This window comes from Microvirga rosea, assembly GCF_020595095.1.
GTDB lineage: Bacteria > Pseudomonadota > Alphaproteobacteria > Rhizobiales > Beijerinckiaceae > Microvirga > Microvirga rosea.
Genome location: NZ_JAJDOP010000001.1, coordinates 29,697 through 49,004, shown reverse-complemented (window position 1 = coordinate 49,004; position 19,308 = coordinate 29,697). Strand labels below are relative to the sequence as shown.

Annotated in this window: 18 protein-coding genes; 13 read left to right on the top strand and 5 right to left on the bottom strand. The window is 63.0% G+C overall.

Features of this window, described 5'->3' with window-relative positions:
* Positions 1 to 193: 193 nt before the first annotated feature.
* The 3 genes from LJD17_RS00220 to LJD17_RS00210 all read left to right on the top strand — a co-directional run bounded on the left by LJD17_RS00220 (position 194) and on the right by LJD17_RS00210 (position 3,537).
* Positions 194 to 1,096 (top strand): DMT family transporter, encoded by a 903-nt coding sequence (locus tag LJD17_RS00220; RefSeq protein ID WP_227381750.1) that lies wholly within the window; start codon positions 194 to 196, stop codon positions 1,094 to 1,096.
* A 55-nt stretch (positions 1,097 to 1,151) separates the two neighbouring features.
* A complete protein-coding gene (locus LJD17_RS00215) occupies positions 1,152 to 2,291 on the top strand; it encodes a 2OG-Fe(II) oxygenase (RefSeq protein ID WP_227381748.1) in 1,140 nt (379 codons plus the stop codon).
* 79 nt (positions 2,292 to 2,370) lie between these two features.
* Positions 2,371 to 3,537, top strand: coding sequence for an acetyl-CoA acetyltransferase (locus LJD17_RS00210; RefSeq protein ID WP_227381746.1), 1,167 nt, complete (start codon positions 2,371 to 2,373; stop codon positions 3,535 to 3,537).
* 10 nt (positions 3,538 to 3,547) lie between these two features.
* Here LJD17_RS00210 and LJD17_RS00205 read toward each other — a convergent pair whose 3' ends face one another.
* Positions 3,548 to 3,841 carry a BolA family protein gene (locus LJD17_RS00205; protein WP_227381744.1) on the bottom strand — a complete coding sequence of 98 codons (294 nt, stop codon included), beginning with the start codon at positions 3,839 to 3,841 and terminating at the stop codon, positions 3,548 to 3,550.
* A 90-nt stretch (positions 3,842 to 3,931) separates the two neighbouring features.
* Between LJD17_RS00205 and LJD17_RS00200 the strand changes: the two genes are divergently transcribed.
* The 4 genes from LJD17_RS00200 (at position 3,932) to LJD17_RS00185 (ending at position 8,733) form a co-directional block, all read left to right on the top strand.
* Complete coding sequence (locus tag LJD17_RS00200) at positions 3,932 to 4,543, top strand: J domain-containing protein (RefSeq protein WP_227381742.1); 612 nt, start codon at positions 3,932 to 3,934, stop codon at positions 4,541 to 4,543.
* Between the two features lie 123 nt (positions 4,544 to 4,666).
* Entirely contained in the window at positions 4,667 to 5,653 is a 987-nt protein-coding gene (cobS, locus tag LJD17_RS00195) for a cobaltochelatase subunit CobS (protein WP_227381740.1), read from the top strand.
* A 124-nt stretch (positions 5,654 to 5,777) separates the two neighbouring features.
* On the top strand, positions 5,778 to 7,667 hold the full coding sequence (cobT, locus tag LJD17_RS00190) for a cobaltochelatase subunit CobT (protein ID WP_227381737.1): 1,890 nt from the start codon (positions 5,778 to 5,780) through the stop codon (positions 7,665 to 7,667).
* A 19-nt stretch (positions 7,668 to 7,686) separates the two neighbouring features.
* Complete coding sequence (locus tag LJD17_RS00185) at positions 7,687 to 8,733, top strand: esterase-like activity of phytase family protein (protein ID WP_227381735.1); 1,047 nt, start codon at positions 7,687 to 7,689, stop codon at positions 8,731 to 8,733.
* Here the strand turns inward: LJD17_RS00185 and LJD17_RS00180 are convergent.
* The gene (locus LJD17_RS00180; RefSeq protein WP_227381733.1) at positions 8,730 to 9,359 is read right to left on the bottom strand and encodes a queuosine precursor transporter; all 630 of its coding nucleotides are present in this window, start codon (positions 9,357 to 9,359) and stop codon (positions 8,730 to 8,732) included. The genes LJD17_RS00185 and LJD17_RS00180 overlap by 4 nt on opposite strands.
* Positions 9,360 to 9,437: 78 nt before the next feature.
* Positions 9,438 to 9,728: a 50S ribosomal protein L28 gene (gene rpmB / locus LJD17_RS00175; protein WP_227381731.1), complete on the bottom strand. Its 291-nt coding sequence runs from the start codon at positions 9,726 to 9,728 to the stop codon at positions 9,438 to 9,440.
* Between the two features lie 247 nt (positions 9,729 to 9,975).
* On the opposite strand from rpmB, the gene LJD17_RS00170 reads away from it, so the two are divergent.
* The 6 genes from LJD17_RS00170 (at position 9,976) to LJD17_RS00145 (ending at position 16,914) form a co-directional block, all read left to right on the top strand.
* The gene (locus tag LJD17_RS00170) at positions 9,976 to 10,821 is read left to right on the top strand and encodes a DUF3108 domain-containing protein (RefSeq protein WP_227381729.1); all 846 of its coding nucleotides are present in this window, start codon (positions 9,976 to 9,978) and stop codon (positions 10,819 to 10,821) included.
* Positions 10,822 to 11,022: 201 nt separating this feature from the next.
* On the top strand, positions 11,023 to 14,136 hold the full coding sequence (locus LJD17_RS00165) for a helicase-related protein (protein WP_227381727.1): 3,114 nt from the start codon (positions 11,023 to 11,025) through the stop codon (positions 14,134 to 14,136).
* Between the two features lie 93 nt (positions 14,137 to 14,229).
* Complete coding sequence (locus tag LJD17_RS00160; protein WP_227381726.1) at positions 14,230 to 14,532, top strand: RNA-binding S4 domain-containing protein; 303 nt, start codon at positions 14,230 to 14,232, stop codon at positions 14,530 to 14,532.
* 53 nt (positions 14,533 to 14,585) lie between these two features.
* Positions 14,586 to 14,924, top strand: a complete 339-nt coding sequence (fdxA, locus tag LJD17_RS00155) for a ferredoxin FdxA (protein WP_227381725.1) — start codon at positions 14,586 to 14,588, stop codon at positions 14,922 to 14,924.
* Between the two features lie 358 nt (positions 14,925 to 15,282).
* Positions 15,283 to 15,870 (top strand): CarD family transcriptional regulator, encoded by a 588-nt coding sequence (locus tag LJD17_RS00150; protein WP_227381724.1) that lies wholly within the window; start codon positions 15,283 to 15,285, stop codon positions 15,868 to 15,870.
* A gap of 171 nt (positions 15,871 to 16,041) precedes the next feature.
* Positions 16,042 to 16,914 carry an RNA polymerase factor sigma-32 gene (locus LJD17_RS00145; RefSeq protein ID WP_227381723.1) on the top strand — a complete coding sequence of 291 codons (873 nt, stop codon included), beginning with the start codon at positions 16,042 to 16,044 and terminating at the stop codon, positions 16,912 to 16,914.
* 19 nt (positions 16,915 to 16,933) lie between these two features.
* Here the strand turns inward: LJD17_RS00145 and LJD17_RS00140 are convergent, their stop codons facing one another.
* On the bottom strand, positions 16,934 to 18,364 hold the full coding sequence (locus tag LJD17_RS00140) for a M48 family metalloprotease (RefSeq protein WP_227381722.1): 1,431 nt from the start codon (positions 18,362 to 18,364) through the stop codon (positions 16,934 to 16,936).
* A 6-nt stretch (positions 18,365 to 18,370) separates the two neighbouring features.
* The gene (locus LJD17_RS00135) at positions 18,371 to 19,186 is read right to left on the bottom strand and encodes a thermonuclease family protein (RefSeq protein ID WP_227381721.1); all 816 of its coding nucleotides are present in this window, start codon (positions 19,184 to 19,186) and stop codon (positions 18,371 to 18,373) included.
* Between the last annotated feature and the right edge of the window lie 122 nt (positions 19,187 to 19,308).

Genomic DNA, 19,308 nt, shown 5'->3' with positions numbered 1-19,308 from the left:
GCTCCAGAAGAAAACGAACACCGAGAAACTGACGCGAGAAGGGAGTTGTGCCAAACATGATTATTGAGGACTATTTTTAGGCCTGAAGCCCGGCTTTGGCTAGGCCGCCCGGCAATTAGTCCTTTTCTCTCCACCCTTTCTAAGGGATTCCGTGGCAAGAGCATGGCAAGAGCCGCGCGGATTCAAGATCGACATGACCGTTTCTCTCCTCTGGATTCCCGCGACCCTCGCCGCGGCCGCGGCCCAAACCGGCCGTAATGCGACCCAGCGCCAACTTACCAAGACCATCGGAACCGTCGGGGCCACCCAGGTCCGGTTCCTTTACGGTTTTCCCTTCGCCCTCCTGGCCCTGGGGCTCGTTCGCCTTGTCCTTGGGGAGCCGGTGCCGCTACCGAACGCCGGATTCCTTGCCTATGTGCTGGGCGGCGCCACCACCCAGATTCTCGCCACGGCCCTGATGCTTTCGGCCATGCGGGAGCGCTCGCTGTCTGTTGTCACCGCCTACACCAAGACCGAGCCGGTCCAGGTCGCTTTGTTCGGCCTGATCATCCTTGGCGATCCTCTGACTCCCGGCATGGCCATCGCCATCGTCATCGCGACGCTGGGCGTCGTCCTCATGTCGCTGAAGCGAGGGGCGGATCTGGCATCCTCGGGCCTCCGCCCCGTTATCTACGGCATCTCCTCCGGCGCCTTCTTCGCCCTTGCGGCCATCGGCTTTCGGGGCGCCATCCTGGCATTGCCGGAAGGGTCCTCCGTGATGCGGTCGACCACCACCCTGGTTTGGGGGCTGGGCACGCAGACCGCGATTCTCTTGGCCTGGATGGGGATCTTCGACAGGAAGGCGCTGATGTCGAGCTTCAGGGCGTGGCGGCCATCCCTCGGCGCGGGCTTTCTCGGCGCCTTGGCCTCGCAGTTCTGGTTCATCGGATTTGCGTTGACGACAGCAGCGAACGTCCGAACGCTTGCCCTCGTGGAAGTGCTCATGGCGCAGGCGGTCGCTCACCGGCTCCTGTCTCAGGTGACCACCCGGCGCGAGCTTGCCGGCATGGCGCTGATCTTGGTCGGGGTCGGACTTCTTCTCGTTTCTCAGCACTGACTTGCGAGCAGGACTCAAACGAAATAACGATACATCGAGACATTGAGTGTTTTCGATGACCGACACGGCCACGCCCCATCACTTTCATACTCCCCAGGTCGGGGATCCAGTCCCATGGTTCCGCCAGAGCTCGACCAGCAATCCGGCATACGCGTTCGACACGGCGGCGGGCCGCTACATCGTCCTGTGCTTCTACGGAACCGCCTCCGACGAGGCCGGACTCCAAGCTCTTGCGGCGGTTGAAGGTCCGCTTCGATCCCTATTCGACGACGATCGGATCGCCTTCTTCGGGGTCAGCGTGGATCCGACCGACGCGTCCGAGGGGCGGGCGCAGGAGAACCTGCCGGGAATTCGTCACTTCTGGGACTACGATGGTCAGGTCAGCCGGCTGTTCGGGGCGATGCCTCATGATGCTCAGCCTTCGTCCTCCGTTCCCCTGCGCCGGTTCTGGATGGTGCTCAACCCCACCTTGCGCGTCCGGGCCATCTTTCCCTTCAAAGCGGATGGAAGCGACCGTCAGGATATCTTGGCCTATCTGAAGGCTCTCCCGCCGGTACCCCTCTTCTCAGGGTTCGAAATTCCGGCTCCGGTACTTGTGGTGCCGGACGTCCTCGAGCCTGCTCTTTGTCGTCGCCTGATCGGCCTTTATGAGGACCACGGGGGAGAAGAATCGGGGTTCATGCGCGAGATCGAGGGGAAAACCGTCGCGATCCACAACCCCAATCACAAACGCCGCAAGGATTACACGATCGAGGATGAGGCGCTGATCCGGCAGCTGCAGGAGCGGGTGATTCGCCGGATCAACCCCGAGATCGCGAAAGTTCACTATTTCCGGCCGACACGCATGGAGCGCTATATCGTGTCCTGCTATGCGGCCGAGGACGGCGGACATTTCAGGGCCCATCGGGACAATACGACCCGCGGGACGGCCCATCGGCGTTTTGCCGTATCGATCAACCTCAATGACGCATTTGAGGGGGGCGAGGTCAGCTTTCCCGAATATGGCCCCCGCGGATACAAGGCGCCGGTCGGTGGAGCCGTCGTCTTCTCCTGCTCGCTTCTCCATGCCGTATCCCGCGTCACGCAAGGGCGTCGCTTCGCTTTCCTTCCGTTCCTCTATGACGAGGCGGCGGCGCGAATCCGCGAGGAGAACAATGCGCACCTGGGCGACGGTGTGGGGGCGTACAAGGCATAGGTCTCCTGCTGATAACGATCTTGCCGTCCGGGCGGATGGAGCCCATTCTCAGGACAACCATTCTTGAGGAGACCGCCCTATGACAGCCTGCATCGTTGGCTGGGCTCATACCCCGTTCGGCAAGCACGATACCGAAACCGTGGAAAGCCTGATCGTCCGCGTCGTGAACGAGGCCCTCGACCATGCCGGGATCGGCCCCGAGGATGTGGACGAGGTCGTGCTCGGCCATTTCAACGGCGGCTTCTCCCCGCAGGAATTCACGGCGTCCCTGGTGTTTCAGGCAAGCGATCGGTTCCGGTTCAAGCCCGCCACCCGGATCGAGAACGCCTGTGCGACCGGTTCCGCCGCCGTGCATCAGGCCATCAAGACGATCGAGGCGAAGCGCGCCAAGACGGTGCTCGTGGTCGGTGTCGAGCAGATGACCACAACGCCGGGTCCCGAGATCGGGAACATTCTGCTCAAGGCGTCCTACCTGCCCGAGGACGGGGGAACTCCGGGTGGCTTTGCCGGGGTGTTCGGAAAAATCGCCGGCGTTTACTTTCAGCGCCACGGCGACCAATCCGATGCGCTGGCGCTGATTGCCGCGAAGAATCACAAGAACGGCGTCGACAATCCCTATGCCCAGATGCGCAAGGACCTCGGCTATGAGTTCTGCCGGACGGAAAGCGAGAAGAATCCTTTCGTGGCGGGCCCGCTGAAGCGCACCGATTGCTCGCTTGTGTCGGATGGGGCGGCGGCTCTCGTGATCGCCGATACGGAGACGGCTCTTCGTATGAAGCGAGCGGTGGCTTTCCGGGCCACGGCCCATGCCCAGGACTTCCTGCCCATGTCGAAGCGGGACATCATCCAGTTCGAAGGCTGCGCGGAAGCTTGGCGTCGTGCGCTCGATCAGGCCGGCATCGAGCTCTCCGATCTGTCCTTCGTCGAGACCCATGACTGCTTCACCATCGCGGAGCTCATCGAGTACGAGGCCATGGGGCTGACACCTCCGGGGCAGGGGGCGATAGCCGTGAAGGAAGGCTGGACCCACCGGGACGGCAAGCTGCCGGTCAATCCCTCCGGCGGCCTCAAGGCCAAGGGACACCCGATCGGCGCGACCGGCGTGTCCATGCATGCCCTGTCCGCCATGCAGCTCTGCGGCGAAGCTGGCGGAATCCAGGTGAAGAATCCCGTGCTGGGAGGCATCTTCAACATGGGCGGCGCGGCCGTCGCGAATTACGTCAGCATCCTGGAACGGATCAAGTAAGGGGCAAACCTCAAGCCTTGCGGCTCGCGCGCGGATCAGGTTCCCCCGGCGCGCGGGCTTCGACGGCAAGGGCGTGCAGCCCTCGGGCGAAGGCCTCCTTGAGCACTGTGTTGACGATCCTGTGGCGGTCCACCCGGGACTTGCCCGTGAACGCTTCCGACACGATATAAAGACGGAAATGCGTCTCACCGCCTTCGCGCCAGCCGGCGTGACCGTGATGCTGCTCCGATTCGTCCGTGACGACGAGGTCTGTCGGATGCAGGTGCTCCCGCAATTCCTGCGTGATCCAGTCGGTGAGGGTCATGCTTCTTGGTCAACCTTTTTTGAACGGGTCTGCGGCGAAAAGCGTCGAGGCCTTGGCTCCTGAACGGAAGCCACTCATAATCACTGTGTCATGGATCTCAACTCACCTCTTTTCGACCGCATCCGCATCAAGGCGACCAGCGAGGAGCCGCGCGAGGCTGAAGGGCCTTCCTGCGAGCATCCCGGCTGCAAGGCGCTGGGCGAGTACCGTGCGCCCAAAGGGCGGGACCATGAAGGGCAGTACTGGCGGTTCTGCCTCAACCATGTGCGGGAATATAACGCCTCCTACAATTACTTTGCGGGCATGTCGGACAATGCCGTGGCCGCCTACCAGAAGGATGCGGTGATCGGCCATCGGCCGACCTGGGCCATGGGGGTCAATTCCAAGGCCCAAAGCAGCCAGGACCGTGAATGGGCCTATGTGGATCCCCTTGGAATTCTTCGCGGCGAGGATTTCCGCCAGGGGCGCAAAAGCCGCGCTCCCGCCGAGCCGAAGCCGCCCCGCCGCACGGGCCCGGTCCGGCGCGCTCTGGATGTGCTGGGCCTTGACGAGAATGCCGATGGTCCGGCCATCAAGGCTCAGTACAAGGCGCTCGTGAAGCGCTTCCATCCCGATGCCAATGGCGGCGACCGGTCCTTCGAAGAGCGGCTGCGCGATATCATCAAGGCGCATGACACGCTCAAAAGCGCCGGAATGTGCTGAGGAAAAGCCGCCCGGCACAGCCCTTGCATGCAACGAACTCGTTTGCGCCCTGTGGTCATGATTGTTAAGTAACCCATGACCCATGTGACGATTTGATCATTTCCGACCGAAAGGCCCTTGATAATGGCGACAACCGAAACAACGCCCCTCTTGCCGGACATGAAGGTTTCCGTTCGTCAGGTCTTCGGTATCGACTCCGATCTGGAGGTCCCGGCTTTTTCCCAAGGTGAGGAGCATGTGCCGGATCTCGATCCGGACTACCTTTTCGATCGGGAGACGACTCTGGCCATTCTGGCTGGCTTTGCGCGCAATCGGCGCGTGATGATCACCGGCTATCACGGCACGGGCAAGTCGACCCACATCGAGCAGGTGGCGGCCCGCCTCAATTGGCCTTGCGTGCGCGTGAACCTGGACAGCCACGTCTCCCGCATCGATTTGGTCGGAAAGGACGCGATCGTCCTCCAGGAGGGCAAGCAGGTCACGGCCTTCCAGGACGGCATCCTGCCCTGGGCATTGCAGAACAACGTGGCGCTGGTGTTCGACGAATACGACGCTGGCCGCCCTGACGTGATGTTCGTCATCCAGCGCGTGCTGGAGCAGTCCGGCAAGCTCACGCTGCTCGACCAGAAGCGCGTGATCCGTCCCCATCCGGCCTTTCGTCTCTTTGCCACGGCCAACACGGTCGGCCTGGGGGATACCTCGGGCCTCTACCATGGCACGCAGCAGATCAACCAGGGTCAGATGGACCGCTGGTCGATCGTCACGACCCTGAACTACCTGCCGCACGACAAGGAAGTGGACATCGTCCTCTCTAAGGCAAAGCATTATCAGGAGAATTCGGAGGGCCGTGACATCGTCAACAAGATGGTGCGCGTCGCCGATCTCACTCGCAGCGCCTTCATGAATGGCGATCTCTCCACCGTCATGAGCCCGCGCACGGTGATCACCTGGGCCGAGAATGCCGATATTTTCGGCGATACGGGATTTGCCTTCCGGGTGACCTTCCTCAACAAGTGCGATGAACTCGAGCGTCCCCTGGTGGCGGAATTCTATCAGCGCTCCTTCGGCAAGGAACTGCCGGAAAGCGCCGTGAACGTGGCGCTATCATAGGCTGTCGCCGTCGGTTCGGACCTGCGCCCTCGCGGCGCGGCCCGGAGTGAACAGGAGCCTGCTGGTTCCGACGATCCCGGCTCTTCGTGAAGGTTGGAGCCGGGACGACGAGCAAGGGAAGTCCATGTCCATCTCGAACCGCAAGCCTGGTGAAAAGAAGGAAGCGCCGGCGGAGCCGTTGAAGCGCTCCATTGCCGGATGCATGAAGGCCATCGCGCGCAAGCAGGACCTGGAGGTCACCTTCGCGTCCGACCGCCCGGCCATGATGGGCGACAAGGTTCGCCTCCCCGAGCCTCCCCGGCGGCTCACCCAGCAGGATGTCTCCATCCTGCGAGGCTATTCGGACTCCATGGCTCTCCGGCTTGCGTGCCATGACACCGCTCTCCACCGGAAGCTGGCCCCCGAAGGCCAGGCGGCGCGCGCTGTGTTCGACGCGGTCGAGCAGGCCCGTGTCGAATCGATCGGATCGCGGCGTATGTCCGGGGTCGCCTCGAACATTACCGCGATGCTGGAGGACCGGTATCATCGCGGCGGCAAATACGAAGAGATAACGGACCGCGCCGACGCGCCGCTCGAGGATGCCGTCGCCCTTCTGGTGCGCGAGCGGCTCACGGGACAGCGCCCCCCCGCCTCCGCCGCGAAGCTCGTCGATCTGTGGCGCGATTTCATCGAGGATCGCGCCGGCCGCAACCTCGACGGATTGCTCAAGAACATCGAGAGCCAGCGGGACTTTGCCCGCGGCATCCGGGATCTTCTGTCCTCCCTCGACATGGCCGACGAGGCTGCCCTCGATTCCGAGGATGAGGAGAACGAGGAGGAAAACGAGTCCGAGCAGGAGCAGCAGCAGGGCGAGGGCGAAAGCGAACAGGAAGCTCAGGGCGACCGGGCCGAGGCCGAGGTCAGCGAAGATTCCAGCGACGAGATGGAGGAAGGCGCCGCCGAAGACGCCGACGGCCCTTCAGGCGAGCTGCCTGACGAGGCCGACGAGGCGGATTCCGAGAACGCGTCCGAGTCCTGGCGGCCACCATCCCGCCACAACGAGGCGCGGGGGCCTGACTACAAGGCTTTTATGGCCCGCTTCGACGAGGTCATTCATGCGGAAGAGCTCTGCGACTCGGATGAGCTCACCCGGCTGCGGGCCTATCTCGACAAGCAGTTGGCTCATCTCCAGGGGGTTGTCGGACGCCTCGCGAACCGTCTGCAGCGGCGCCTTCTGGCGCAGCAGAACAGAGCTTGGGAGTTCGATCTGGAGGAGGGCACTCTCGATCCGGCCCGGCTGCCGCGGGTCGTCATGGATCCGTTCCAGCCTCTGACCTTCAAGCAGGAGCAGGACACCAACTTTCGCGACACGGTCGTGACCCTCTTGCTGGACAATTCGGGCTCCATGCGCGGAAGGCCGATCACGGTCGCGGCCACCTGCGCCGATATCCTGGCGCGGACGCTGGAGCGCTGCGGCGTCAAGGTCGAGATCCTGGGCTTCACCACCCGGGCCTGGAAAGGCGGTCAATCCCGCGAGGCTTGGCTGCAAAGCGGCAAGCCCGCCAATCCCGGACGGCTCAATGACCTGAGGCACATCATCTACAAGTCCGCGGACGCGCCCTGGCGGCGGGCCCGCAAGAATCTCGGGCTCATGATGCGCGAGGGCCTCCTGAAGGAGAACATCGACGGCGAGGCCTTGGATTGGGCCCATAAGCGTCTGCTCGGACGCCCGGAGCAGCGCCGTATCCTCATGGTGATCTCGGATGGCGCTCCGGTCGACGACTCGACCCTGTCCGTCAATCCGGGGAACTATCTGGAGCGGCACCTGCGCTATATCATCGAGGATATCGAAACCCGCTCGCCCGTGGAGCTGATCGCCATCGGCATCGGCCACGACGTCACACGCTATTATCGACGGGCCGTGACCATCGTCGATGCGGAGGAACTCGGGGGCGTCATGACCGAGAAACTGGCGGAGTTGTTCGAGGAGAACTCATCTTCCCAGATGCGCGCCCCTCGCCGGGCCTTCGCGTGATCGCCGTGAGGGAGCGGTCATGAGGTTGAGTCGCCGTCTTTTCCTGATCGGGGGCGGCGCAACCGCTGCTGCGACGATCCTGGCCGAGCGGACCTTCGCGCGGCCTCGCGCCGCGGCGAATGTTCTCCCCATCGACCTGACGGCCAGGCCTATCGATCATCTGTCCGTGACGGAGCAGGGGCAAAGCCGGTTCGGAGATCTCCTGTTTCGCGGTGGGCTGGATCTGCGCTCGTCGGAAAGCCGCTTCGGGGGATTTTCGAGCCTGTGGCGCTCCGCCAATGGGCAGCGTCTGGTGTCCGTCGCCGATAATGCGCAATGGTTGACGGCCCGGGTCGAGACGGCGGATGGCCGTCTCTCCGGCCTGTCGGACGCCAAGCTCGCGCCTCTCCTCGCCTGGAGCGGCAAGCCCCTTGGGGAAACCCGCTATTACGATACGGAAAGTCTGACCATCGCCAACGGCGTCGCCTATGTGGGCGTCGAACGCAAGCACGCGATCATGCGCTTCGACTGGGGGGCGGACGGGGTTGCGGCAAAGGCGAGCCCTGTGAAGCTGCCGGAAGACATCCGGGAGCACATCAAGGATCTTCCCAATAACCAGGGCCTCGAGGCGATCGGCGTCGCGCCGCCCCGCTCCCCCCTGGCGGGTGCTCTCGTGGCGATTGCCGAACGGGCGCGCAAGCACGACAAGCCCACCCGTGGCTTTATCGTCACCGGATCCCGTGTGGGAGAGTTCTCCGTGCGCCGCTCGGATGATTACGACATCAGCGACCTGGCATTTCTGCCGTCAGGGGAGATGCTGCTGCTGGAGCGCCAATTCTCCCTGTTCCGGGGATTTCGCGTCCGCCTGCGCAGGGTGGCCGCGGACGTGCTGCGGCCCGATGCGGAGATTGACGGCGCGGTCATCTTCGAGAGCGAGGCCTCCCATGAGATCGACAACATGGAGGGGCTCGCCGTCCATCAGGATGCGGGCGATACCGTTCTGAGCCTGATCTCGGACAACAATTTCAGCCCGCTGCAACGGACGCTTCTGCTGGAGTTTTCCCTGGCGGCTGGGAAGAGCGCTTAAGCCGCGCTTCTTTGCATCAGAGCAGGCCGCATCAGTTTCAACACGAGCCCGTAGGGCAGGATCGAGAAGACCGAAAGCGCCAGCTTCACCCCGTAATCGGCGATCGCGAGGGTAACCCAGGGAAGCGCGAAGCATTCGCTGGCGATGCCCGCATGGGCGAGCAGGCCGTCGATCGTCTGCGTCGTGCCCGGAATGGGGCCGCAATAGAATGCCACGGAGAAGAAGATGATCGTGTCGACGGCGGCCGAGATCGTCGACGAGGCGAAGGGCGGCAGCCACCAGGCGCGGTTGCGTAGACGCGAAAAGATGGAGATGTCGAGAAGCTGCGCCGTCAGGAAGGCGCTCCCCGATGCGATCGCAATTCGCGGCGTCGCCAGGATCACGGACAGGCCGACCGCGAAGGCAAAGCCCACATAGACCACCCGCCGCGCGCCTTTGGGGCCGAAGCGCCGGTTCGCGAGCTCGGTTACCAGGAAGGAGAACGGGTAGGTGAAGGCGCCCCAGGTGAAATAATCCTGCAGCCCCCAGGCATGGAACGGATACTGGACGAGAATGTTCGACGACAGCACCACCACGGTCATGGCAGCGAGGGCGATTCCGAAATCGCGGCGATCAAGTCGGGTCATGGTATCCATTCCAGCGTCAGGAAACGCAAAACGGGCGGCTGGAGGCCGCCCGCTGCAAGAGCGCTGACGATCGGAAGATCAGCTCGCGGCGGCGAGCTTCTTCTCGATCTCGCGCTTGATGGTGCGAGCGGTCGTCGACAGCTCGTCTTCCTTCGCCTTGGCGAGGAAGGCATCGAGGCCGCCACGATGCTCGACCGAGCGAAGAGCGTTCGCGGAGACGCGCAGGCGCACGGAGCGCTGAAGCGTGTCGGATTGCAGCGTGACGTTGCAGAGGTTCGGCAGGAACTTCCGCTTCGTCTTGCGGTTCGAGTGGCTCACCAGGTGGCCACTCAGCACGGCCTTGCCGGTCAGTTCGCAACGGCGCGACATGGGTTCAATCCTATCGTTCACGAGGGTCACGGCTTCATCCGCTGCGGGTTTGCTTCAACGCAGATCCCGCGGCTGCCGGACGCCAAAAGTCCTTGGAAGATGCGAGCCTATAGGCCGAAACGGCTCCCCGCGTCAAGAATAGCACAGTGCCGCAGGCAGATTTTTTGTAATATCGTGGTCACGATTTATTCTGAATTTCATGAGAGGGGACATCATGGCCCTCGAGGATTCTGCCAGGAAACTCCCTATGCGCTTGATCATGCCAGCTGTCTTGGCCCTCGTTTTTGCCGGATGGGCCTTGCCCGGAAAGGCTCAGACCCTTCAGGTCGAGTATCAGGTGACCCTGGCCGGGCTACCCCTCGGAAAAGCCGATCTCACCTCCACCTTCGAGGGCTCCAAATACAAGATGCAGGCGGGCGTCAAGCTGTCCGGGCTTGCCAAGCTCCTGACGGGCGGCAAGGGAGCGGCCACGGCGACCGGCGCCATCGTAGGCGCCCAGCCGCAGCCCGCGAGCTTCGCCATCACGTCCCGGTCCTCCGACGATCAGCGCACGGTCCGCATGGGGCTGACATCCGGCAATGTCGATGCCGTCGAGATCGATCCGCCCCTGGAGGAAAAGGCCGATCGGGTGCCCGTCAAGGATGCCGACAAGAAGGGTGTCGTGGATCCCATCAGCGCGCTTCTCATGCCGGCCGCCGGGTCGGCCAACCTGACCGACGCGGCGAATTGCAATCGCACGATTCCCGTCTTCGACGGCGCGGCCCGGTTCAACATCGTTCTCAGCTACAGCGAGACCAAGCAGGCGGATGTGCCCGGCTACCAGGGCCCCGTTCTGGTCTGCAAGGCCCGGTATGTGCCGATATCAGGGCACCGCGCTCTTCGCCCATCGACCAAATTCATGCAGGATAACAAGGACATGTCGGTTTGGCTCGTTCCGCTGGACCGGCAGAAGCTCCTTGTCCCGCTGCGGGTCTCGGTCCGGACGATGATCGGCGTCAGCGTCGTAGAGGCATCCCGCTGGAATTTCGAGGATACGGCCAAGGCTGTGCCGATTTCGGCCGACGGCGCCACAAAGGCCGGGGCTTTCCGATAGGGCAGGGACTCGTAATTTGCCCTATCTTTCCACGCGTTACGGAGTGGCAAAATCCGGAAGTCGCCCCCATATTGAACGGTGAACCTGCGGCTGGGACCGAACCCGGGCGCATCGCGAAGGATCCCCGCGCCAGACCGAAACGAGCCGGGGCTTTCTTCATCATCTCACTTGGGATCGAGCCCCATCACCTCACTTTCAGGCATGACCCGCCGTTCTCTTCCCCCGCAAGTGCGCGCGCGTGGCGTGACCGCCGTGCTCGGGCCGACCAATACCGGCAAAACCCATCTGGCCATCGAGCGGATGCTCGGCCACAACACGGGCATGATCGGCCTCCCGCTGCGGCTTCTGGCACGGGAGGTTTATCAGCGCGTCGTGGAAAAGGCCGGCGTTCATAACGTTGCCCTCGTGACGGGTGAGGAAAAGATCAAGCCGGACCGTCCCCGCTACTGGATCTCGACCGTCGAGGCGATGCCGCGGGACCTTGATCTCGATTTCGTGGCGGTGGACGAGATCCAGCTCGCGGCCGACCTCGACCGAGGCCATGTGTTCACGGACCGCCTCCTGAATCAGCGGGGGCGGGAAGAAACGCTGTTGATCGGCTCCAATACCATGCGGCCGCTGATCGAGACGCTGATCCCCGGTGTTCACGTGGTCAGTCGTCCACGCCTGTCGCAGCTGACCTTCGCGGGCGAGAAGAAGGTTTCCCGCCTGCCCAGGCGCACCGCCATCGTGGCGTTTTCCGCCGAGGAAGTTTACGCCATCGCGGAATTGATCCGCCGGCAGCGGGGCGGAGCCGCCGTAGTGCTGGGGGCCCTTTCTCCCCGGACCCGGAATGCCCAGGTCGAACTCTATCAATCCGGGGATGTGGAATATCTGGTCGCCACCGACGCGGTGGGCATGGGCCTCAACCTCGATGTAGACCATGTGGCCTTCGCGGCCGACCGGAAGTTCGACGGTTTCCGCTTCCGTAAGCTCTATCCCGCGGAACTGGCCCAGATCGCCGGCCGGGCCGGTCGCCATATGCGGGACGGCACCTTCGGGACGGCGGGACGTTGTCCGCCGTTCGACGCGGAAACGGTCGAGGCCCTGGAGAATCATACCTTCGATCCGGTGCGAATCGTTCAATGGCGGAACCCGGATCTCGATTTTTCCTCTCTCGGGCGGCTGCGGGACAGCCTTTCGGATCAGCCGCGGGAGCACGGTCTCGTGCGGGCACCAATCGGCGAAGACGTCGCGACGCTCGAGATCTTGGCCCGAGACGATGACATCCAGAGCTTCGGTCGGTCGAAAGTGGCAGTGGAACGTCTCTGGCAGGTGTGCCAAGTTCCTGATTACCGGAAAGTTTCTCCTCAGACCCATGCGGATCTCGTGGGGCAGCTCTACCGATTTTTGATGAAGGAAGGATCCGTGCCGGCGGATTGGTTTTCCCGCCATCTTCTGGCAATGGATCGGACCGACGGCGATATTGACACCCTCTCAAACCGCATCGCTCAGGTCCGGACCTGGTCCTTCGTCGCCAACCGTCCGGACTGGTTAAAGGATCCGGAGCATTGGCAGGGTGTTGCGCGTCAGGTAGAGGACAAGCTATCGGACGCGCTTCATGAACGTCTCGCCCAGCGCTTTATCGACAGGCGCACGAGCGTTCTCATGCGGCGCTTGAGAGAGAACACGATGCTCGAAGCGGAAATCACGACCACCGGCGATGTCACTGTCGAGGGTCAGCATATCGGTCACCTGCACGGCTTTCATTTCGTGCCGGACCCCCAGGCCGACACATCGGAGGCCAAGACCCTGCGCAACGCGGCCAGCAAGGCGCTGGCCGGGGAGATCGAGGCCAGGGCGGACCGGTTTGCCGAGGCCCCGGACACCACCCTCGTCCTGTCCAATGACGGTACGATCCGCTGGATGGGCGATCCCGTCGCGAAGCTGGAGACGGGAGACAAGCTCTTCGAGCCGCGTCTGCGAATCCTGTCGGACGAGCAGCTGACGGGTCCTGCCCGGGATAAGGTCGACAATCGGCTGAAAGCCTGGCTGAAGGCTTATGTCGTCCGGCTCCTCGGCCCGCTCATGGAGCTCGAGGCGTCTCAGGAGCTGGCCGGTCTTGCCCGCGGCATCGCCTTCCAGATCGTCGAGGCTCTCGGTGTGCTGGAACGGGCCAAGGTGCTCAACGAGGTTCGCAGCCTCGACCAGGACGCCCGCAGCGCCTTGCGCAAGGCAGGGGTGCGGTTCGGCGCCTATCATCTTTATCTGCCGGCCCTCTTGAAGCCGGCGCCCCGTATCCTGGCGGCTCAGCTTTGGGCCTTGCAGAACGGCGGCCTCGATCAAAAGGGCATCGACGAGATCGCACACTTGGCCCAATCGGGCCGCACCTCCATTCCCGTGGACAAGGAAATCGCCGCCGGGCTGTATCGCGCCGCAGGCTTCCGCGTTTGCGCCGACCGGGCCGTGCGCGTCGACATCCTGGAGCGTTTGGCCGACCTGATCAGGCCGGCTATCGCCTATCGGCCGGGAATCACGCCCGGCGAGCCGCCGGCGGGGACCGCAGACGGCGAGGGGTTCGTCCCGACCGTCGCCATGACGTCGCTGGTGGGGTGTGCCGGCGAGGATTTCGCCACGATCCTCAAGTCGCTGGGCTACGTGGTGGAGCGTCGTCCTGGACCGGCCATCACCGTTCCGCTGGTCGCGGCTCAGCCGACCGAACCGCTGCAGGTGGTGACGGGTGAGGCGCCTCCCCAGACGGCGGAAGCGGAGATACCCGCGGAAGCCGCCGCGGAGGCTCAGGCCGACGCCGGCGAGCCGACACCGGCTGCTCTTGAGAGCATCGAGGCCTCCGCCTTCGTGCCGGAGACCGTCCCTGCCGCGTCGGAAGCCTCCGAGCCTCCGGCATCTCAGGACGCCGTGGTCGTCGAAGCGCCGGCCGAGCCGGAGATGATCGAGGTGTGGCGCCAGCACCGGCGTCACCATGAGGGATCCCACGCCCGCCAAGGACGCGGCCGTCCGGAGCGCGGAGACCGCCGCCCCCGTCAGGGCGAGCGCTCCGGCGAGCAGCGCTCGGGTGAACGCCCGGCGCGCCCGGACCGCAGGCCGGATCACCGTCCGGAACGTCGTGAGGCTGCCGAAGGCGGACGGCCGCAGAACCGTCCGCCTCGCGGCCCAGGCCGTCCCGATGAGCGTCGTTCGGGACCCCGTCCCGATAAGCGGTTCGAGGGACGCCGGGAGGGTGCCCCCGAGCGCCGCGAGAAGCAGCCCGACCCGAACTCGCCTTTTGCCAAGCTCATGGCGCTCAAAGCGCAGCTCGAGGACAGCAAGAAGTGAGTTATCCGCGCTTCACTCCTGATCTTCGCCCGGGGCCTCGCGGCCCTGGGCGGCGAGGAGTGAGGCTTTTGGTCCGCCTTGGCGTCCCGGTTCATGCGTGAGGATCGGCAGCGGATCGATAAATGGTTGTGGTTCGCCCGCTTTGCGAAAACCCGGACCCTCGCGGCGAAGCTCGTGACCAGCGGATTCGTGCGGGTCAATGGACAGCGGGTCGAGAATGTGGCGAAGCCGCTCGCTGTGGGAGACGTGGTCACCTTGGCACTGGCCCGTTCGACTTTGGTTCTCAGGGTCGAAAGCCTCGGCCAGCGGCGTGGGCCTGCTCCTGAGGCAAGGCAGCTTTACGCGGATATCAGCCCTGACAACGGAACGCTTGTCAGCGAAGGCGACAGCGGGTAGAGCGGCATCAGCGCCTGCGTCAACCTTCGAGCCGACCCCGCAGAGGACCGTTCATGACCTACGTCGTCACTGAAAATTGCATCAAGTGCAAATACATGGACTGCGTGGAGGTTTGTCCGGTCGATTGTTTCTACGAGGGTGAAAACATGCTCGTCATTCATCCGGACGAGTGTATCGATTGTGGCGTCTGTGAGCCGGAATGTCCGGCGGAAGCCATCAAGAGCGATGCCGAGCCGGGCCTCGAGCAATGGCTCAAGCTTAACGCTGACCTGGCAAAGAGCTGGCCCAACATCACCCAGAAGAAGGATCCTCCTTCTGATGCCAAGGAATTTGATGGCGTTGCGGGTAAATATGAACAGTTCTTCTCCCCCAATCCTGGCGAAGGGGATTGAGGAAGCTAAGGCATATTCGCATTCTCTTTACGCAGTTTATGAAATATTTTTGCTTTTTTGATGCGGCTGTGATAGGGTCTCGTCAATGCAGTCGCTTGCGCCCGATTGTGTGCCAACTCCGCAGTTCGGCGGCTCACTAGATGAAGCAATGATGGAATGCACACCCCGTGACTTGAGGGAGCTTGCTGCCTTGGGTTCAGGGGTTCGGGCGTGTTCTGACTACTGACGTACTTCAGGGAGACGGGCGGAATAGTCAAGTTCCGCAGCTCGTCATTTTTTGTTCCGCCGGAGCCCTGTCCGACGAAACGACAGCGCCCTCGCAACTTTGCGAGGAAGCATGCAAGGAGGCCTCTCTCGCATGACCACCGCCAAGAAGTCCGCCCAGCGTCTCGGTTTCAAGACCGGGGAAGCGATCGTTTATCCCGCCCATGGCGTCGGCCGCATCACGGCTGTTGAGGAGCAAGAAATCGCAGGTTTCAAGCTGGAGCTGTTCGTGGTCTCCTTCGACAAGGACAAGATGGTCCTTCGCGTCCCAACAGCAAAGGCTGCGAGCGTCGGCATGCGCAAGCTTGCGGAACCGGCTCTGGTCCAGAAGGCTCTGGACGTGCTGACGGGCCGCGCGCGTATCAAGCGGACCATGTGGTCGCGCCGTGCGCAGGAGTACGAAGCCAAGATCAATTCCGGCGATCTGATCGCCGTCACGGAAGTCGTGCGGGATCTTTATCGCTCCGAGGCGCAGCCCGAGCAATCCTACAGCGAGCGCCAGCTCTATGAATCCGCTCTCGACCGGGTTGTCCGGGAAATCGCCGCCGTCAACAAGATTACCGATACGGAAGCTCTGAAGCTCATCGAGCAAAGCCTCGCCAAGTCGCCGCGCCGTCCGGCCAAGGGAGCCGAGGCCGAAGGAGAGGCGGAAGGGGACGACCTTCAGGAAGAGGCCGCTTAAACGCCTTTCGGTTTTGCCTAATTTATTGCGAAAGCCCGGCCGAAGCGCCGGGCTTTTTCTTAGGCACGGTGCTTGTCTTTGAGCCCTCTTTGCCTATTTCAACAAACTAAGCCGTTTTGAGCTGAACTTTTTCCAGCTTCGCTCGTTGTGTCCTTGCCAAGGGAGGACGTAATGGGAGAAATCTCTGGGGTTCGTCGCCGGTTCGTCCGTGCGGCTATGAATGCTCCATTCCTCGAACGGGAGGAGGAGCATCTGCTTGCCGTGCGTTGGAAAGACCAGCGCGATGAAACTGCGCTTCATCAGCTGACAGCGGCCCATATGCGGCTCGTGATCGCTCTCGCCGCCCGCTTCCGCCACTATGGTCTTCCCATGGCGGATCTTGTCCAGGAAGGGCATGTGGGTCTTCTCGAGGCCGCAGCGCGCTTTGAGCCGGAGCGTGAGGTTCGCTTTTCCACTTACGCAACCTGGTGGATCAGAGCCTCGATCCAGGACTATATCCTTCGCAACTGGTCAATCGTCCGCGGTGGCACAAGTTCCGCCCAGAAAGCCCTTTTCTTCAATCTCCGCCGGCTCCGCGCCCGTCTCACCCGCGGCGGGGAGGAGCGCATTGCCTCCGACATCCACGAGAAGATCGCCGAAGCCATCGGTGTCTCGCGCGCCGATGTCGCGCTTATGGATGCCAGGCTTTCGGCTCCCGATACGTCCTTGAACGCACCGGTCCTCGATGCCGATGCGTCGAACTCGGCCGAGCGGGTCGAGTTTCTTGTCGATGGAAGTCCGCTACCGGACGAGAGCGTCAGCGATGTGATCGACAGCGAGCGGCGTGTCCGTTGGCTTCGGCAGGCGCTCGAAGTTCTCAACGAGCGGGAGCTGCGTATCCTCCGCGCCAGGCGCCTCGACGACGAGCAGGTGACCCTCGAGTTCCTGGGAGACCGCCTCGGCATTTCCAAGGAGCGCGTCCGCCAGATCGAAAACCGGGCCTTGGAGAAGCTCAAGCGGGCTCTCATGGAGAAGTATCCGCAGGCGTCCGGAGCTTTTGTCTAAAGCCGACGGGAACCGCGTCTCACTCGACCGCGATCTTGTACCGCTCTCCCGCGCGCAGAGCTTCGTTCCGGTCCAGGCCATTGAGCTGAAGAAAACGGTCCAGCGGGCGGTCGACCGGCATGCGATCGGCAAGACTCTGCGCCGTATCTCCGGGCTGCGCGGTGATGATCTTGAGCCGAAGCGGTCTGATCATCCGCGCCTCATCCGGTTGTACCTGTCTGACGCTGTCCAAGGTCCGTTGGAACTGCGCATCGAGGCCGTTGTTGCCGCTGCGCGATGCCATAATCAGGCGATAGGTCGTATTGCCGATCCGGATCGCCGAGAGACGGAAGGTCCATTCCTTGCCGACGGAGAGCGCCGTTGCGACCGGAAGGCCATTGATGGTGGTCGTCGAGAGGCTTCCCGGCTCGATGGTGTCGTTCCACGTCGAGCGCAGGACCTCTTCCAGGCTCTGGCCCGCGGGCGTATCGGCCGCATCGAACAACAAGCGCCTGGTGCCATCCGCCGAGGCACCGAGAACGGCCTGAGAGGTATTTTCGAGCGTGAAGCCCTCGGGAGCCTCGAACGCAACGCCCAAGCGTGAATGGATGAAACGCCGGCCCCGGACGACACCATCCGCCGGATCGTCCCCATAGGAAATACCATCAATGGCGGAGAGGTAGTCCGGGCGCCCCGAATCGCCGATTCCGGGCGCGCTCGCCCGCCGGGCGGCCTGAAGCGCGAGAGCAATTCTATCCCGGGTATTGGGATGGCTCGCCATCATGTCGGCGCTGGCATCGGAGCCGCCGGTCGCCGAGCGCCCGAGGGCCGTGAGGAACCGGGGAGCCCCATAAGGATCGAACCCAGCACGGGCCAGAACCTTCACACCCGCCTGATCGGCTTCCAATTCCTGGGCACGAGAGAAGCTCGCAAGGGTCGAACGGGCCTGATTCTGCACGAGCGCCGCTTCTTCGGCATTGTTCAGAACATTTTCCGTGACACGCTTGATCAAGGTGGAGCGCGCCTGCAACTCGTTGCGCTGCGACGCATGCCGCAAGGTCACATGGGCGATTTCATGGGACAGGACCGCTGCGATCTCCGCTTCGTCGTTCGCGAGAGCCAGAAGGCCGCGAGTCACGTACAGCCGCCCATTCGGCAAAGCGAATGCGTTGACGACGGGAGAGTTCAGGATCGTGACCTGATACGCTTCATCAGGCCTGTCGCTGGCCGCGACCAGACGTTTCGTGATGTCGTTCAGGAGCCTTTGTGCCTCGGGTGCCCGGAGCTCGCCGCCAAAGGCGGCGACCAAACGCTCGTGATCACGATCGCGCGGGCGCTCGGCCCCGACGACACGCGGTGCATCGGCGGGAAGCGACACATTGCTGTCGAACCCCGCGCAGCCTGCAAGCCATCCCATGAGCAGAATGCTCCCGGCGACCCGCGTTCCTGTTCTTTGAAGTGTCCGGTTCATGCTCGCTCAGCGTGACGGGGGCTTGCCTTCAAGGCGCTCGATCATCTGCGGTACTACAACGGTAAGAGCGGCTCCTTGCCAAGGCTCCAAAATGCCTCGGGCTCTGATCCGCTGTCCCTTCAGGGTGGTTGCCGTCACGCCTTTTTCCGCCATGACCCGCCAAATCCGCCTCGGGATGATGATCGTGAAATCCTCCGCCCAGTGTCCTCCGAAATTCAAGTAGACGCTCTGCTTGCGCTCGCCAATGCTTTTCACCTGTCCTTCGACCAGGACGAAAGTGCCGAATCGCTCCTGCAGGCTGTTCATCTTGCTCGCGTCGAGGGGTTTATAGAGATCATCTGCCCAAAGGCCAAGGTTCCGTTCGCGAGCCGTTTCCTCGAAGGCCAATAATTCAGGCCGGCAGAGCTGTTCCGCAGTGCCTGGATCGACCAGACCAAGCCCCTCCTCGACAAGGCTTTCCGCCAGATCCACTCCTCCTGTCCGATCTATGCGGATACGGGCCGACCGCCTGCCCCAACGGTCACTGTCTGCACCCTTCGCAACCAGAACCGGCTGATCCACCAGGGTGCGCATTCGAGCAAGCGCCGTGCTGCGAGCGGCGGATGTCGTGGGCAGACGAATCTCCGCAACCTTGGCGAGGGTTCCGGACGCGAGCAGGAGATCGCCTTCCGGGGTCAAGTTGACGAGGCGATCCCGTTCCCATGCGATCCGGCAAGCGTCCGCCCTCGGCGCGGCGTCCGAAGGACCGGCCTGGGCCTGAGAGGCGACAGCGCTCCCCAGGAGGATGGATGTAAGGCTGAGCCGAACGATGAACCGAGGCATGGGATCTCACTGTATCCAAGAGGATCATAGTCCTCACCTGGCGGGCTGGTATCCCTCGGCTTGCCATGAGGCCTCAAACACCCCGTTTACCTGTGGGCGAATTGTGCTACTCATCCCCCAAG